The organism is Paenibacillus sp. FSL R10-2734 (assembly GCF_037963865.1).
Taxonomy (GTDB): domain Bacteria; phylum Bacillota; class Bacilli; order Paenibacillales; family Paenibacillaceae; genus Paenibacillus_AQ.
On sequence record NZ_CP150170.1, the window covers coordinates 5,089,593 to 5,105,978 of the forward strand.

14 protein-coding genes are annotated in these 16,386 nt (G+C 40.4%); 4 read left to right on the forward strand and 10 right to left on the reverse strand.

The genetic code is table 11. The features are described 5' to 3' along the window. Positions 1-206: 206 nt before the first annotated feature. Together NSS67_RS22345 and NSS67_RS22350 are read left to right on the forward strand one after the other, a co-directional pair. Positions 207-1,946 carry a histidine kinase gene (locus NSS67_RS22345; RefSeq protein ID WP_339315791.1) on the forward strand — a complete coding sequence of 580 codons (1,740 nt, stop codon included), beginning with the start codon at positions 207-209 and terminating at the stop codon, positions 1,944-1,946. Then, positions 1,943-3,553: a helix-turn-helix domain-containing protein gene (locus tag NSS67_RS22350; RefSeq protein ID WP_339315792.1), complete on the forward strand. Its 1,611-nt coding sequence runs from the start codon at positions 1,943-1,945 to the stop codon at positions 3,551-3,553. Before NSS67_RS22345 ends, NSS67_RS22350 begins: the two co-directional genes overlap by 4 nt. 444 nt (positions 3,554-3,997) lie before the next feature. Here NSS67_RS22350 and NSS67_RS22355 read toward each other — a convergent pair whose 3' ends face one another. Further along, positions 3,998-5,086 carry a glycosyltransferase family 2 protein gene (locus tag NSS67_RS22355; RefSeq protein WP_339315793.1) on the reverse strand — a complete coding sequence of 363 codons (1,089 nt, stop codon included), beginning with the start codon at positions 5,084-5,086 and terminating at the stop codon, positions 3,998-4,000. 165 nt (positions 5,087-5,251) lie between these two features. Between NSS67_RS22355 and thiD the strand changes: the two genes are divergently transcribed. Then, on the forward strand, positions 5,252-6,064 hold the full coding sequence (gene thiD, locus NSS67_RS22360; protein ID WP_339315794.1) for a bifunctional hydroxymethylpyrimidine kinase/phosphomethylpyrimidine kinase: 813 nt from the start codon (positions 5,252-5,254) through the stop codon (positions 6,062-6,064). 152 nt (positions 6,065-6,216) lie between these two features. On the opposite strand, the gene NSS67_RS22365 is transcribed toward thiD, so the two are convergent. Both NSS67_RS22365 and NSS67_RS22370 read right to left on the reverse strand, forming a co-directional pair. Beyond that, positions 6,217-6,681 (reverse strand): SRPBCC family protein, encoded by a 465-nt coding sequence (locus NSS67_RS22365; protein WP_339315795.1) that lies wholly within the window; start codon positions 6,679-6,681, stop codon positions 6,217-6,219. 103 nt (positions 6,682-6,784) lie between these two features. Continuing rightward, positions 6,785-6,919, reverse strand: a complete 135-nt coding sequence (locus NSS67_RS22370; protein WP_339315796.1) for a hypothetical protein — start codon at positions 6,917-6,919, stop codon at positions 6,785-6,787. Positions 6,920-7,134: 215 nt separating this feature from the next. On the opposite strand from NSS67_RS22370, the gene NSS67_RS22375 reads away from it, so the two are divergent. Then, positions 7,135-8,310: a serine hydrolase domain-containing protein gene (locus NSS67_RS22375; RefSeq protein WP_339315797.1), complete on the forward strand. Its 1,176-nt coding sequence runs from the start codon at positions 7,135-7,137 to the stop codon at positions 8,308-8,310. Between the two features lie 105 nt (positions 8,311-8,415). Here NSS67_RS22375 and NSS67_RS22380 read toward each other — a convergent pair whose 3' ends face one another. The 7 genes from NSS67_RS22380 to NSS67_RS22410 all read right to left on the reverse strand — a co-directional run bounded on the left by NSS67_RS22380 (position 8,416) and on the right by NSS67_RS22410 (position 16,296). Then, on the reverse strand, positions 8,416-8,844 hold the full coding sequence (locus NSS67_RS22380) for a hypothetical protein (RefSeq protein ID WP_339315798.1): 429 nt from the start codon (positions 8,842-8,844) through the stop codon (positions 8,416-8,418). 113 nt (positions 8,845-8,957) lie between these two features. Next, positions 8,958-10,301, reverse strand: coding sequence for a glycoside hydrolase family 30 beta sandwich domain-containing protein (locus NSS67_RS22385; protein WP_339315799.1), 1,344 nt, complete (start codon positions 10,299-10,301; stop codon positions 8,958-8,960). 93 nt (positions 10,302-10,394) lie between these two features. After that, entirely contained in the window at positions 10,395-12,032 is a 1,638-nt protein-coding gene (locus NSS67_RS22390) for a sugar ABC transporter substrate-binding protein (protein ID WP_339315800.1), read from the reverse strand. A 119-nt stretch (positions 12,033-12,151) separates the two neighbouring features. Continuing rightward, the gene (locus NSS67_RS22395; protein ID WP_339315801.1) at positions 12,152-13,039 is read right to left on the reverse strand and encodes a carbohydrate ABC transporter permease; all 888 of its coding nucleotides are present in this window, start codon (positions 13,037-13,039) and stop codon (positions 12,152-12,154) included. Positions 13,040-13,053: 14 nt separating this feature from the next. Then, positions 13,054-13,995 carry an ABC transporter permease subunit gene (locus tag NSS67_RS22400; RefSeq protein ID WP_042193674.1) on the reverse strand — a complete coding sequence of 314 codons (942 nt, stop codon included), beginning with the start codon at positions 13,993-13,995 and terminating at the stop codon, positions 13,054-13,056. A 276-nt stretch (positions 13,996-14,271) separates the two neighbouring features. Then, complete coding sequence (locus NSS67_RS22405) at positions 14,272-15,282, reverse strand: LacI family DNA-binding transcriptional regulator (protein ID WP_339315802.1); 1,011 nt, start codon at positions 15,280-15,282, stop codon at positions 14,272-14,274. Between the two features lie 111 nt (positions 15,283-15,393). Further along, positions 15,394-16,296, reverse strand: a complete 903-nt coding sequence (locus NSS67_RS22410; protein WP_339315803.1) for an ArsR family transcriptional regulator — start codon at positions 16,294-16,296, stop codon at positions 15,394-15,396. Positions 16,297-16,386: the final 90 nt, after the last annotated feature.

Here is a 16,386-nt window from a genome sequence, read left to right on the forward strand (position 1 = left end):
CTTACAAGAAAAAGGGGTGTTAAAATCATCTATGGTTGAAATAGAGTAGCATTATTCAGACTTCCGTATGCGCTATCCGGACTTTGAAGTGAATTGATACTGACTTCGTATGTTTTTTTTACGCAGAGGTTTTATAATGAATTTAGCACTTATAAAAACGCATTCATAAAACGGATGCACACAGAAAGGATTACGAGTAAGGGCTTATGACAAAAAGAACAGCAGTAAAGAAAACCTACCCTATTCGTCATTATATAAAAGTCATGATTGCAGTCTCATTTGTGGTTTTTATTCTAGACTTAGCCATCAGCATCGCTTCCATTTCTATTGTTAAGCAGCAGACCAATAGAAATTTACAGGATACTGCCTCTATCTATATCAATCGTATTGATCATGATTTTGCTTACATTAATCACTATATGGGCTGGACGCTTGCGAACGACGAAAGCTTGCTTACAATGAATACTTACGGTGTCAAAAGTAAGGAATTCTTAAAATCGAATGAAAATCTGCATAAGCGTTTTACTGAACTGCAAAAAAACTATGGCCAGGAATATAACTTCTTCTACTATTTAAAAAACGAGTCCTATTTTCTGAATTGTGCGCCACTCAGCGTATCCTATACGGATTACCGGGATCTAAAAAAGCAGATCATTACTTTTATTGATGACAAACAGATGTACGAAAAATATTATTCCAAGTGGACTCCTATCCTTGTAAACGGCAATCATTATGTAATTAATATTGTTCCATACTATAACCGCTACTTAATCGGATTGATCTCTGCAGATAACCTGATCCGCCCCCTGCGGGAAATTAATCTTGGGGCAAACGGCTATGCTTCACTCATAGATGAGAATCAAAATACTTTATCCAGCCCCATATCCAACAACGGAAAGTTGTTACAGGAAAATGGCGGGCTCTTGGATCGGTTACAATCCAGTACAACGATCATCAGTGAGTTCTCAGACATGACGTTCAGCACCAAGATGGTTATTAAGTTTGGAATATTTGAAAACATCATGATAGCTCAGCTGCTTATTATGTTGTTGTTCTTCATAGTGATTTCTGCTTTATGCCTGGTTATGCTGTTTTTTAAGAAAAGGGTGTTAAGCCCCATTCAAAGCTTCTCCGAAAACCTCGCTTTCATTAATGAGGAGGGGCAGCCGGCAGACTTCAAAAGCAGTGAGATTATTGAGCTGGAACAGGCGAACACACAATTCAAAAGTCTTGTTGAACAAATCAAAACGTTTAAAATCACTATGTATGAACAGGAACTGGAGAAACAGAGCATACAGCTAGACTATATGAAACTTCAGATTAAGCCGCACTTTTTCTTGAACTGCCTAACTAGTATCTATAGCATGGCTCAAATTCAAATGTATGAAGAAATCGAGAATATGGCGATGTCTACATCTAAATATTTCCGTTATCTTTTTCAAAATGGTGAGAATTTTGTCCGACTGAAGGACGAAATCGAGCATGTCCGAACCTATCTGGAAATTCAAAAGCAACGTTATCAGGATGCGTTTATTTACTATATTGAACAAGAGGATCAGGCAAGTAGTGTGGAAATCCCACCGTTAGTGCTGCAAACCTTCATCGAAAATTCAATTAAATATGCTATCTCACGAGACCATCAAGTAGTGATCAGGCTTACAGTACAACGATTACGAATGGAACAGGAAGAAATGCTCGTTATCCAGCTCACCGACACCGGTCCTGGTTTTCCACCACAAGTGTTAGAGAAACTTAACCATGGAGAGCCCTTGGATCAAAGCAAAGGTACGCAAATTGGCATTATGAATACCCTTAAAAGGCTCGAATACCTCTATCTTAAAAGAGCTAGAGTTAGCTTCTCCAATTTGGAGGGAGGCGGCGCAAGTGTCATCTTATTTCTTCCGAAACCACCTAATGAATCAACAGAAATGGAGAGAAAACTATGAATGTATTGCTTGTAGATGATGACTTTTATGTTATAGCCGCATTGCAAAAGAGAATAGATTGGGATTCACTAAACATCGAAACGGTTTATACCGCTAATAATGTTGCCCAAGCACGTGAAATTATAGAAAAGCATTCGATTCAGATTCTGATTTCAGATATTGAAATGCCTCAGGGTAGCGGACTCGAACTACTGGCGTGGATTCGGGAGGGGAATTATAGTATTCAGACGATTCTTCTTACCAATTACGCGGATTTTAATTATGCGCAGAAAGCGATTGAATTGCAAAGCTTTGAATATTTTCTTAAACCCATTGAATTTGATAAGTTGATGCTTATAATCCAGAAGGCTGTTACACAGGCAAAGGAGCAACAAAGTAACAAAATAGCCATACAGGAAGGCTACTTTTGGCAAAAGAATCAGGCGAAAATTCTCGAGCATTTTTGGCGCAAAATGGTTAGTAGCAGTACATCATTCCCGATTAAACCTGCAGACATCACTCATGACATTGAAGAACAAAATCTGTCCTATCAAATGAACGATATATTGCAGCCTATAATATTCAACTTATTTCCTTACAATGGCAGTATGGGAAAAGAAGAAAAGGATCTTTTCGACTTTGCCCTGCTGAATGTACTATATGAATTATTTCAGAATCTTTGCTTTACCATCGAAAGCATTCTGGAATACAAAGATTATAACTGGATCGCCATATTAAAATGGAATCAAGCACCCGATACGCCATTGCTTGAAGAAATATGCTCTTCCTTTATTCAAAAGGCGAATCCTTATTTAAAATGTAACGTCTGCTGCAATATCGGTTTATACGATAAACTGAATAATGTGGGGAATGTTCTAAAACAATCTCTAACTATGGATGAAGAAAATACGAGATGCAGAAATCAGACCTTTTTGGTGGAAACCTATCTTCATCAAAATAAAACAATCTACACTCCGCCAGATCTTGCCTATCTGGAAGAACTGCTGAACCAGAATAAATTCACTATTTTTCTTGAAGAGGTTACGCAATATTTAAAGGTTATGCTTAACAACAGGGCACTTGAGACTTCTGTGCTTAGCTTGTACCGCATAGATATTGTTCAGCTTGTTTATTCATTTCTCAACCTGAAGGGGATACGGTCACACAAATTATATTCAGGAAAAACAAATGATAAGTTATTCATGCACTCTTTGGATTCGATCGAGGATATGGAGGAATATCTAGAATATCTAGTCACTATAGCCATGAAATACCGTGACTTTGCCGCACAACCACAATCCGTCGCAGAAGAAATCAAACAATACATTCATGCCAATTACGGCGATGACTTGACACGAAATGATTTGGCCGAAATTGTTTATCTCAATCCTGATTATTTGGCGAGAATATTTAAACGAGAGACTGGTGTTTCGTTAGGTAGCTATATCATCCAAGTCCGAATCTCAGCTGCGAAACATCTATTGGAAACAACGAACATGTCTGTGTATACCGTTGCGAATAAAGTTGGATACAACAACTACTCCTATTTCTCCAAGCTTTTCAAACAAGAGGTAGGCCTTCCTCCTAACGAATATAAAAAAGAACAACATTATAATCCTGCTTATTAAAAAGAGGGTAGCCCAGAAGCCATTTTATGAATGCTGGGCTACCCTCTTCCTCACTTACTCCAACTACAAGAAACCTTCCCCGTCCACATAGTGCTTTCGGACCCAGATGCCGTTATTTGCCCATTTATCGCCTTTTCAGCACAGTTTCGGACTCCAGTGCCGCTATTCCTTCGAAATCGCTCCAAATCGAGTGTGTTTCAGACCAATAGCGATCATGCGGTCCGATAGAATTCCAAAAGTGGGAATATGCCACGTTTAACGCCCGCTGGGTCCGATAGCTCCGATAGCTACATCGTACGCGGAATTCCGAGCGAATCAGCGGAGCTTGCAGGGGATAAGGAAACGCATAACACAACCAATAACCTTACAAGTTCTAAAAAAACGCATAAATGCCCCAGCCGTCATAATAACAACGGTTGGGGCACCTCTTTTACTAAATTAAACCTAAAGCGCTACAAATTTATCGCCAAGTAAGTTTTTAAAATAAGTGCGATTATATAACATGCTCGGATGGGATGGATAAAAGCTCAGCGCCGTTTCATTATGATGATTCGCTAACTCGTGTTGACCGAGGCGATCATAACAGAGTGCCAATTGGAGATGCGGCAGCCAGGTGTAAAAGATCCCATTCTTCATCCCCATCGAATCGTTATCTCGAGGTAGCTGAATGGCGAGCTCATACCAATATGTCGCAGGATGCAATTGGCCTTTTTCCAAAAGAAGAGCCCCCAGTCGGCAGCAGAACTCAGAACGTGGTTTATCGTATTGTAAGGTTCTGCATAACGCTTCAAATGCACCTTCTTTATCCCCCTGCCGTTCCCGGCATTCGGCAAGCTTTAAACATGCTTGAAAATTATCTTCTATCCAGCCCTGCCCGCCCGCCAAAAACATCTCGTAGTATTTACAAGCCTCTTCATTCAAAGCATGATCCCGTAACTCATTTGCAAAATAATACTGATCTCTCGGGGAGAACAATTCACCCTCTGCCACTCTTTTTTGGTAAATCCGCAAATTACGGTCCGTATATTCCTTATCTTTCTCATGTGTAATACAAACATCACTACTGAAGGAAGGACCACTTACCTCTAAGTACTCATGCACAGGTCCTATCCATTGAAAATTACAGCTCCGACGAACAAGCCGGTTCCGACGTAAGCTAGCTGTGACATTTCCCGCCTCATCAAACGCCAGATTATATTGCATGTTCACACTGTGTATATGTCCTGGCAGAATTTCTTTTAGCTTTTTAAACAGAATCTGATCCGCTTCCTTTATAAAGTCATCCGCATCAAGCCACAAAATATACTCCTGTGTAGCTTTACTAAAGGCAAAATTACGTGCGGCGCTAAAGTTCTCGATCCATTCAAAATCATAAATCACAGCTCCGAAGGACTTTGCGATTTCTTTTGTTTTATCCGTCGAGCCTGTATCCACGATATTAATTTCATCTACAAGACTTGCAACGCTAGACAAACATCTATGCAAGCTTTTTTCTTCATTTCGTACAATCATACATAAACTAATCGTAACCATACTCGCCCTCCCATGCGTTTTATTAAAAATTTCTTTCTATATTGATATGCATGCTCCGTGAATCGGACTCCTGCTCCTGCTTTTTAAAAGACGGATGTGCTAATTTTTGTTATAATCATTTCAGTGCGTTGTTTATGAAATCAGTTATATAAAGGGGACGTTACCATGACAAAAATCATTAAAACACTTACTATTGCAGGCAGCGACTCCAGTGGTGGTGCAGGGATCCAAGCAGATTTAAAAACATTTGAAGAATATGGAACCTACGGCTTCAGTGCCTTAACCACTATCGTTACTATGGACCCTGACAATGGATGGCACCATAATGTGTATCCTATTGATGCATCTATTGTTGCTGAGCAATTAAAGACTATTTTCGCAGGCGGTCCGGTAAATGCTATGAAGACGGGTATGCTGGGAAGTGTTGAAATTGTGCGTGTTGCTGAGCAAGCCATTAAAGAAAATCTACAGACAAATGTAGTAATTGATCCGGTCATGGTGTGCAAAGGCGAAGATGAAGTCTTGAACCCTGAGAGCGCGGATGCTATTCGCGATTTACTGCTGCCTCTAGCCACTGTGGTTACACCAAATCTGTTCGAAGCTGGCGTTCTTTCGGGTCTTGGCAAACTTTCTACCCTAGAGGATATGAAAGAAGCTGCTCGTCTGATTCATAAGCTCGGTGCACGTAATGTCGTAGTTAAAGGCGGCAAAGCACTCGGCGGTGATCAAGCAATTGATGTCTTCTTCGACGGTTCTGAGTTCACTGTATTTCAAACAGCCAAAATCGAGCCCGCTCACAATCACGGAGCTGGATGCACCTTTGCCGCAGCAATTACAGGCGGTTTAGCTAATGGATTATCCGTCCATGAAGCTGTAGCAAAAGCAAAAGATTTTGTCTCCGCAGCCATTCGCAATGGATTTGCGTTTAATGAATATGTGGGTCCTGTATTTCATGGTGGCTACCGTTTAGAGCGTTAGAACCCATTAGCTAGAGATCCAGAAACACAAATGGCAGTTCAGATGCTGAAATTCAGCACTGAACTGCCATTTTGTATTTATCTTAAAACAATACATTATTTATTTAGGCACAATCGCTTTTCGAATTGCTCCGAAACGTCTTGAAAATGGAGTTATCTGAAGTTAGTGGCTTCAGCCAATTTCTTTAATTCATTATTTCGATGTTCTAAAAACCTTTTCATGTATTTTTCAAGTATGATCCTTTCAACTGCCCGTCCCAAAAGCCCAAATGGGGCTTCAAAATGCAACGTATCAGTCATCAATGTCTTTCCACCAAGTTCTTTAAATTCATGTAAGTGTTTTAATCTCTTAAATGCACCCTTCTGCATTTCATCCACAAATAAAAATGGTTCATTATAATCGGTAATTTTTGAAGTTAATTTTTGTCTCACTAAGAAATGAGTGGCTTCAAATGTTACCGATTGGCCAGGTCCGATCAGTCCCGAGGTAACTCCCATGATTGCTTTTTCTTTTGTGTGTATCCAAACTGTTTTTGTATGTATTTCAATGTCTCTGGCTAAGTCAAAACAGAGCTGAATAGGTGCAGAGATTTCAATTTGGGTCTTAACAGTAATCAAACGAACTCCGCCTTTCATAGCTTTCTTGTTTCAAATACGGCTTAACGATGTCCATGGCTGTATCAGATAGTATTTAAGACGATCTTTCGCCGCTGTTTATTCTTTATATTTTATTGTTCAGGCCGGCTACGCTAAAAACAATAATCAATGTGCTGTCATCGGCATATATTGGCATTTTATCATTCCAATGCAAGTTACCGCTATACAATTGCTCAAGCAAAATGTATTCGGTCAGCATTCTTCTCATATTTAATACGCACAGTATCTGCATCAATCATGATCGCGGATACTGTTCCAATAATAGTTCCTAGAATTGCGATGATTATATTGCCTGGATCTCGCTGTCATTAAGCTTTGCTATTCAGTATATACAACCCGTTTATAAGCGCTTAATATTTTAATAGAGAATGCACATAAATGATGGTACCTATTCGAGAAGGAGACATAAGGAATATGCTGAACACAAACATAACTAACCAGTTACAAAAAACACTGAAAGCTAGCATCGTTAACAAAGAAATCGCCGGTGCGAACCTTATGGTAATCAAAGACGGTAAGGAAGTGTTTTACCATGAAGACGGCATGGCTGACCTTGAGTCGGGACGCCCTATTACCAGGGATTCGATTTTTCGCTTATATTCGATGACTAAGCCAATTACCGCCACCTCCGTAATGCTGCTGATGGAGCGTGGAGATATCGACTTGTTCGATCCGGTAAGCCGCTATATTTCAGGTTTTAAGAATCAGCTAGTTGAGAAGAACGGTGAACTAGTGTCTGTAGGCCGAGAAGTCAACATTCATGATTTGCTAAATATGACATCTGGATTGGTATACGGGGGAACCGACAAAGCCGGACAGCACACAGATGCATTGTTTCAAGAACTGAGCAGTCGATTGTACAGTGAGAACCCGATGAGTACCATGGAATTCGCATCCAGTCTAGGCCGAGGGCCCCTTTCATTCGAGCCGGGATCGTACTGGCAGTACGGAACGTCGGCAGATGTCCTTGGCGCAATTGTGGAAGTGGTTAGCGGCATGCGTTATGGGGAATTTTTGAACAAGGAAATTTTCGAGCCTCTGGAAATGGAAGATACCGGGTTCTGGCTACCTGAAGCTAAAAGAGAGCGTCTTGCAAAAACCTATCAGGATGACGGCAACGGAGGCTTGAAGCTATATGCGGAAAGTCATCTTGGTATCTGCCATCAGATGGATCTTGAACCAGCCTTCGAGTCGGGCGGAGCGGGGCTTGTATCTACGATTGACGATGCCGCCAAATTTACGACAATGCTGATGAATCAAGGCAGCTTAAACAACGTTCAGCTACTCAAGCCTAGAACGGTTCAATATTTGACGTCGCCCTCTTTAACGGATTGGCAGCAAAATGGGTTTAGTCTATGGCACTCCTTGTGCGGTCATAGCTATGGCAACCAGATGCGCATCATGACCGAATCTGGAAAAGCCGGACTTATCGGCGGCCAAGGTGAATATGGTTGGGACGGCTGGCTGGGAGCGTACTTCAGCAACAGTCCTCAAGACAGCCTAACGATACTTTTTATGATTCAGAAAAGAGATGCCGGCACGATGTCGATTACGCGCAAGCTGCGTAATATCGTGTTTAGCAGCTTGTAAGGGACATAATATAGGAAACCGCGCGGCGGGAATAACGCCATGGCGCGGTTTTTATAATTTTTTTCTATCAAAAATAGAGTAATATTTAGCATTTCTATGATCCATTTAATCAAAATCCGTAAACTTAATACTCTGCTTATGCTTTCGTCTATTCTGATCTTTCCATGAGAGAACGACTTCCAATTCTTTTGCCCCATTCTTTATAAAAAAATGACTAAAGCTAACGGGCTCATTCGGTCTCATAACATAACTTGTTGGATCAATTAAGATGATTTGTTCTTGAAGAGGTTCTTGCACGGGTCGATACAGCTCAAAAGTTACATCTATCGTATCTTCACTTAAATTTGTGATTAATAACTCGTAGCTCTTATATTTTTCTGGTTGTGGCGAAGGCAGTTTGCTTTTATTAAGCTCCACAGCCCATTTGGGTGTCTCACTCCTTACAGGTAGAACACTTTTAACAGCAAAAATACTAGATCCACCAGTAATTATCAAACAAATAACTAGCAGCGTCAGCACAAACTTTCTATTCAATGCTCATGTCTCCTCGCTTTAGGGATGCGTTTAAGATTCACAAACACTGATTTTTTATGCATTTTTCTCATAAAAAAGTGCCCGAATCGAAATTCGAGCACTTCATATACAAGTTATTTTATCAAAATAGATAAGGCACTTTTAGAGGCTAAACGGAACATTAAATCATCCTTACCTTGCAAGTTCACAGCAACATTCTCAGCCTTTTCACTATCATTGAACAGGATTACTGCAATAGAGCGATCTGTATTCTTAAAAGCTACGGAACGAATCACTTCTTGATTAGTGGAAGCGTCAATACGTACAGCCTTAGGACGAATGAATTTGCTGAAATGCGCCAACGCATAATAGTCGAGCGTATACGTAAGCTCCTTCGTTTCTTGGTTGACCGTCACAATACCGCGACAAGTGCTTTTGCCAAAGCCCGGCACAGTTGGACCATTCTTCTCATCTAAAGCCATATTCCATAATACAAAGGATTTACTATGATTTCTGAGAATATCAATTCCAGTTCTCATTACATTCGAGAAGGCTTGCCCAAACGGAGGAATCCATTCCCCACCTGAACCTTCTGTAAAATGAACTTCTTTATCCGCAAAAGCCTTCAGAACCTCGGATTGTGCTGAAGCATTCCCACCATACCAGTGCCAAGCTACACCATCTACTTCATCTTTCGCATAATCTAGCACTGTTAGTGGATAATCTGGACGATCCCAGTTGTGATCATAGCAGAGAATTTTGGTATGGATGTTGTGTTTCACGAAGCTAGGCTTCAGATAGTTTTTAATGAAATCCCTCTGTGCCTCAGGCAGCATTAACATACTTGGATAGTGCTTTGGTTCAAAAAGAGGCTCGTTCTGCGGTGTTACCGCATAAGTTGGCAGGCCGTGCGCTTCAAAAGCTTGAATGTATCGTACAAAATAGTCGGCATATGCCTGGTAATATTCGTGTTTGAGTTCTCCCGCAATCATCGATCCGCTAGTCTTCATCCAACCTGGTGCACTCCAAGGTGAAGCCATCAGCTTAATCTCAGGATTAAGTTCCAGCGCTTGTTGCAACAAAGGGATAATATCAGCTTCATCATGTGCGATGGAGAAATGAGTTAATTCTGTATCGGTTTCCTGTGCAGGCATATCATCATAGCTATAAATATCTCTAGCATAATCCGATGCTCCCATTGGATTTCTTAATACCGACAAGCCAATTCCGTCTTTGGAATCAAAAAGCTTGCTCATGACTTCTTTTTTCTGCTCATTGTCCAGCACTTGGTTAATCAAGTAGGCGGATGAATCCGTAAAGGATGCCCCAAAGCCATCCATTTCCTGAAAGGTTTGCTTCTCATCAAGGTTTACAGTTGTGATCTCCTCACCAGTAGCGATTGGAGTCAATTGTTCTAGTGTTTGCTCTACGAACAATTCATTCTCCCCTGTAGATTGATACATTTTAAGTTTTGTCATGTTGTTTCCCTCCACTTTTCTATATATTTTGCTGTGTTTATCACTCCTGTAACGATAAGGCCCCGGAAAAGGGGCCCACGTCCATCCCTCTACTTATTTAAGACCTAGTTTTTCTTTGTTGTTCTTCATTTTTTCACTGCGGATTTCTACGATCTTATCCCAGTTGTTATCGGTCAAGAATGTTTTGTAAGCAGCCAAGGTACTTTCAAATGTAGCATCATCCTTGGAACGAATCATACTTACAAGCGTAGTGTTCCAATTCGTATCGATTGCCGATAGACTACGAGCTTCCGGTGTTCCTTGAGCTGGATTGATGTTTTCAAGAATAAAGTGTGGTTTCAGCTTTCCTTTACCCCACTCTTGCATTTGTTTAATGGACTCTGCGAATGCGTCATTACTCAAAGCTTTATCACGGTCATGTCCGAAGAACATAAATTCGCCCATCCGGTAATCCTTTTTAAATTTATCGGCATTATTCAATTGAAGGTCTTTGATTTCAGGTAAAAATTCAATTTTACCTTCTTCGTTAACTTTATAGGTTTCCCCTTCAATACCATAGTTCATAAGCTTTTGACCTTCTTCACTCAATAAATAAGTGTAGATTTGAATCGCTTTAGCAGGGTCTTTAGCTTTTTTAGTAACATAGGTGATCATCCAACCTGTAATGCCTGACTGGTTCAAGGTTGGCGCATTTCCAACAGTGCTTTGCGGTCCATCAATAGCGATATATTCTTTGCCTGGATTCTCAGTCATGAAGATTTGCAGGTTACCACTTTGTTGAGGCGTTCCATCCAGCAGCATTGTTGCATATTTACCTGACTTTAATTTTTCTTCAAAAGCCGTACCGTCATCCGCAAAGCTGTCATCACTGATGTCACCATTTCTGTAGACTTCATTTAATGTTTTCACCCAAGTCAGGTAATCCTCATCTAGGTTACGATTATAGAATTCACCATTTTCGGTTTCCATCGGTACGCCGATGAAGTCCTGAAGTGCATCTCCCAGAGAACCGGTACCCGAACCAATAGAGTTAAAGCCAAATGGAATCATTTCTGGGAACTGCTTTTTAATTTGTTGCATAGCGCTCTTGAATTCTTCCGGAGTACCAATAGTTGGTTTTCCAATAGCTTCGTAAACATCCTTACGGATGACAAATGCCGTTTTAGCTGGAATGTTACCGCTGTCAAAATCGTTCTGAGTATTAGAATAGTTAGGATAGCCATAAGTCTTACCGTCTGCTAGCTGGAACCAGTTCATCGTATCTTTTGCAGCTACTTTATTGAAATAAGGATCATATTTATCCGCCAGATCATTCAAAGGCAGGGCCCAAGTTGCGGCTTTTTGTACCACTGGTGAGTTAGAATCAAATATTGTCAACATGTCCGGCATTTCGCCACCAGCAAAAATAGTATTTAATTTCGTGTCGTCTCCAGTAATGAATTTAATATTGATGTTCAGATCCTCTTTAATCTTTTTAGTAACGAGGTCCTTACCAAAATCTGTGTTCCACCAATCCGCATTCACATACCAAGTAAGGTCAGTAGTCTCTTCTTTTGTATCTATCTTCCAAGCTGGGGTTTCCGGATCTATCGTATAGCGGCCTTCAATGGAGCTTAATTCTTTGCTAGAATTATCAGAACTACCTTTTGATCCACAACCTGTAACTACCAATACAACAGCCATAAGCGCAGTACAAAGTATGAGTCCTTTTTTCCCAAATGCTTTGATCATCTTTTGTTTCCCCCTAAAAAGTTTTGTAAGCAACGGAAGTGTAAATCTGAATGCGCTATCAACACTTCCGCTTGACCACTTCGTTCACAAACATTTTCTATAAGATCCCTCCGATCTTCTTATTCTTTAACCGCCCCCATCATCATTCCTGAAATAAAGTATCTCTGTAATATTGGATACATCACAACAATCGGCAGAGTTGTAATGACAATTGTTGCTAGTTGAACCCCTTTTGTCGTAGTTTCGATAATGGCAGATCCACCGATATTTTGCATGGATTGTGTTTGCGACTGAACGATAATTTCATAGAGCTTCATCTGCAGCGGATAAAGTGCTTGATCGGTAATATATAATTTGGTGGTCATAAAGTCATTCCATTGCCCAACCCCGTTAAATAACGCAATCGTAGCCATAGCCGGCATGGAAAGAGGGATAAATATTTTCAGGAAAATACGCCAGTCGCCTGCACCATCGATTTTGGCTGACTCTTCAAGTGAATCCGGCACGTTTCTAAAGAAATTCATTAGAATTACTACATCGTAATAACTGAACAAGGCCGGGATAATATAAACCCAAAAACTATTCAATAAACCGAGTGACTTAATCAGTAAATACGTTGGGATCATACCACCCGAGAAGAACATGGTGATTACACCCATGGCAACGTATAGCTTGCGGCCACGTATGTATTTTTTACTCAAGCCATACCCGATCATCGCGCAAAAGAATACGTGGGTGATGACACCGATGAACGTTTTGGCAATGGAAACCAGAAAGGCTAGTCCAATCGTCTCGTCATTAAATACTGCACGATAATTCTCTAAGGAAAAATCGGTAGACCAGAATATAAATCCGCCTTCTGCGAGCGCCTTGCCTGAACTTAAGGAGGATATGACCACATTCCATAAGGGAACAACGATAATTACTGTACAAATACAGAGTAAGATAATATTTATGGTATTAAAGATTCGACTGTCGAGATCTTCTTTAGCTACCGTACGATTCACAGAAATGCCTCCTTCTACAGAACGGATTGATTATCATTTAATTTACTGGATACTTTGTTGGCACTGATCAGTAGGATCACTGAAACAATGGAGACACCTAAACCAACAGCGGTAGCATAAGAGAAGTCACCTTGCGTCATACCCATACGATATACATAAGAATTAATTACTTCTGCCTTCGCACGGTTCTGAGAATTCATCAAGACCAAGGTTTGATCCAAATTCGAGCCTAATAAACCGCTTACAGTGAGAATCAGATTTAAACTGATAATCGGCTTCATGTTAGGGAGCGTAATATTCCAAATTTGTCTCATACGGCTAGCCCCATCTATTTTTGCAGCTTCATAATAAGTAGGATCAATTTTCGACATGATGGCTAAGTATAAAATCGTTCCCCAACCAGCCTCTTTCCAAATATCCGATAACGTTGCAATCCACCAATATTTGTTCGCATCGAGCAAAATATTTACCGGTTTCGAAATTATGCCTAAATTGAGCAGGATCTCATTAAACATACCGGATGAAGAAAACCAAGCAATCAACATCCCGCCCAGAACGATCCAGGACAAAAAGTGAGGTAAATAAGAGATCGTTTGTACTATTTTCTTAAAACGTCCACCGCTTAATTCATAAATCATAACGGATAGAATAATTGGAATCACAAAACCTATAGCTAATTTCAGAAAGCTGATCCCTAGGGTGTTGACTACAGCATCCCAAAAATATTTGTCAGATAAAATAATTCTGAAATTATCAAGCCCAACCCATGGCGCAGAATCGAGCGTGTCAATTACGGTGTAGCTTTTAAAAGCAATCGTTAATCCGTAAATAGGAATGAAACAAAAGATAATCATAAAAATGATTCCCGGGATGACCATGGACTGAATCTCCCATTGCCTCTTATAATCAATCACAAATTCTTTGACCCTCTGTCCCATAGGTTTCTTACTATTCATTGGATTCTTCCCGTTCACTGGCACTACGGCTAATTTATCCACGTTGTTCTTCTCCCCTCCAAATCATGATCCCCAAAACAATAAAAACGTTTTTATTTCTTCGAAAAAAAAACCTCCCAAAACAACAAAAATTATCAAGTATAAACGCCTTCAGCGTCCTTATTAGGACGGTATGCATTTAAGCGAGAAATATAAGACATAAAGTATAGGTGCAAACTTATACTTTCTTATATTTAAAAAATGATCAGATACTACTTGTTGCCATTCTTAAAAGTGTTAGTACCGATCAATCTTCACTTGAGTAGAACCGCGTACTATTAGTTCGCCTGTCAATTTCATCATTTCGCCCTGTTCCTTCTTCTGAATCATGCGAACCAGGTGATTAATGGATAGAATGCCTTGTCTGGCAATTTGATTTCTTACCGTCGTTAATGGCGGTGAGAAATACTGCGCGATATCAATATCGTCAAACCCCATAACGCTTACTTCTAGAGGGACTTCATATCCATTCGATTTCAAAGCTTGAATACATCCAATGGCGCTCAAATCATTCCCTGCTAAAAAAGCATCAGGCATTTTATCAGGACTCAAGTGAACTAAAGACTTTATGGCGTTATAGGTGCTCTCTTCCTCAAAATATCCTTGTATAATATACTCTTCCTTCGTCGGAAGCTGATACTGACGCAAGGCAGCCAAGTATCCTTCTCTCCGCTGAACACTGTCATACATCTCATCCACACCAGATATGTAAGCAATCTTCTTGTGTCCCAGACTAATTAAATATTTGGTTGCATCGTAACCCGCTTCAAAGGAATCAAAGATCACGCTTCCCATCGTATCATTCTTAAGCGGTCGATCCAGAAACACAGCTTTGATCTTGTCTTTCACCATCGCGGCAATTTCTTCTTCATCTATTCTCTGCTCTTCGTAAATAATGACGCCATCCACACGTCGGCCTAGAATATTGCTCATAATCACTTGCTTATCCTTTGTAACAAATACATTCAGCCCGTAACCTAACCGATCACATTCACGCGACATGGACTCCACCAGCTTATAGAAGTAAGGACCCGCTACACTTGTCGTGAAAAAACCTAGCATTTTAGTTTTTCCGTTCCTTAGGAGCTTACCATTTAGGTTTGGAACATAATTTAATTGCTTCGCGACCTTAAGAACATGTGATTTCGTCTCCGGGTTTAATACATCAACGTCATTTAACGCGTTAGAAACTGTAGAAATGGAAACGCCAGCCTCTCTAGCAACGTCTTTGATGGTTACCTTTTCCATAATGATTCAATCTTCCTTTACGAATAAAAACGTTTTTATAGATTTAAATTAACATAAAAACGTTTTCATTACAATATGTTTTTTATTTTTTCTTTATTTCACTATTTCGCATCATTCATAATAGACTCTGAACACCATGTCTTGCTCATAGTTCCCAAATCCACGCCCGAATACCGTTAACCCACCTCTTCTATGTCCGCTATCCTCTGCGCTTAAACGAAATGTCCACTGGTCTTGGTCTACCAGCACATCATCCAATGTCACCTCTGATATTTGCTGCCCATCCATAAATGTTCCACCTGCATTAATCCGCAGAACCTTCAGGAAACCGTATTGGTTAACATCTGAATTCCACCAAGCGGGGGTTAATCGTCCTCTAGTCAGTCCGAAATCTCCGGGACTTGTCCATTTCCCTAAATCCTGTCCATTCATAGCAAAAGCAATATCCGATGGCCATTTCTCATTTACATGTGGAGCCTCAGAACCAATCTCCATGGAAATTTCTATCTCCTGAACTACCTGATCCTTAAACAGATAATTAGGGACCTTATATTCAATGTACCCTTTGGCAAACCATAAAATACTGGCATTCACTCGTTCTGGGTCCAGAAAATACCTTGGATCGTCATAATATCCGATTAGCTTGTCGGTCGTTGCAATTCCGCAGGTCGGTGATGCCTGAACATCAGTATACTGCCCAACAGGAACCGAAACCTCAACCACCTTTCTAGCGATTCCCCGAGAACCTGATAATTTAATCTGCAGGTAATTCGCAGACAGTGAGCAATACTTATAGGTTCCTCCATCCACACGTCTCATTTTAGAGCTGATCAGGCCTGCTTTTTGCAGCTTGGCAACATGGGTACTAACTATCGCACTACTTAGATAGAGCTCCGCAGCTAGTTCTTTAATATGCATCTCTTTTCGGTCCAGTAGTTCGATAATCCTTAGCCTGACTTCACTTGCTAGTGCTTCATACACCCGAAGCGATTCAGTATCTGTAGTTAAATGCATTCTATTGTCCCCTATGCCTTTGAATTAGTATTTTAACGAATCCTAAATTATTCAATTGCTTATTATCTCTTAATATAAGTACTATATAAT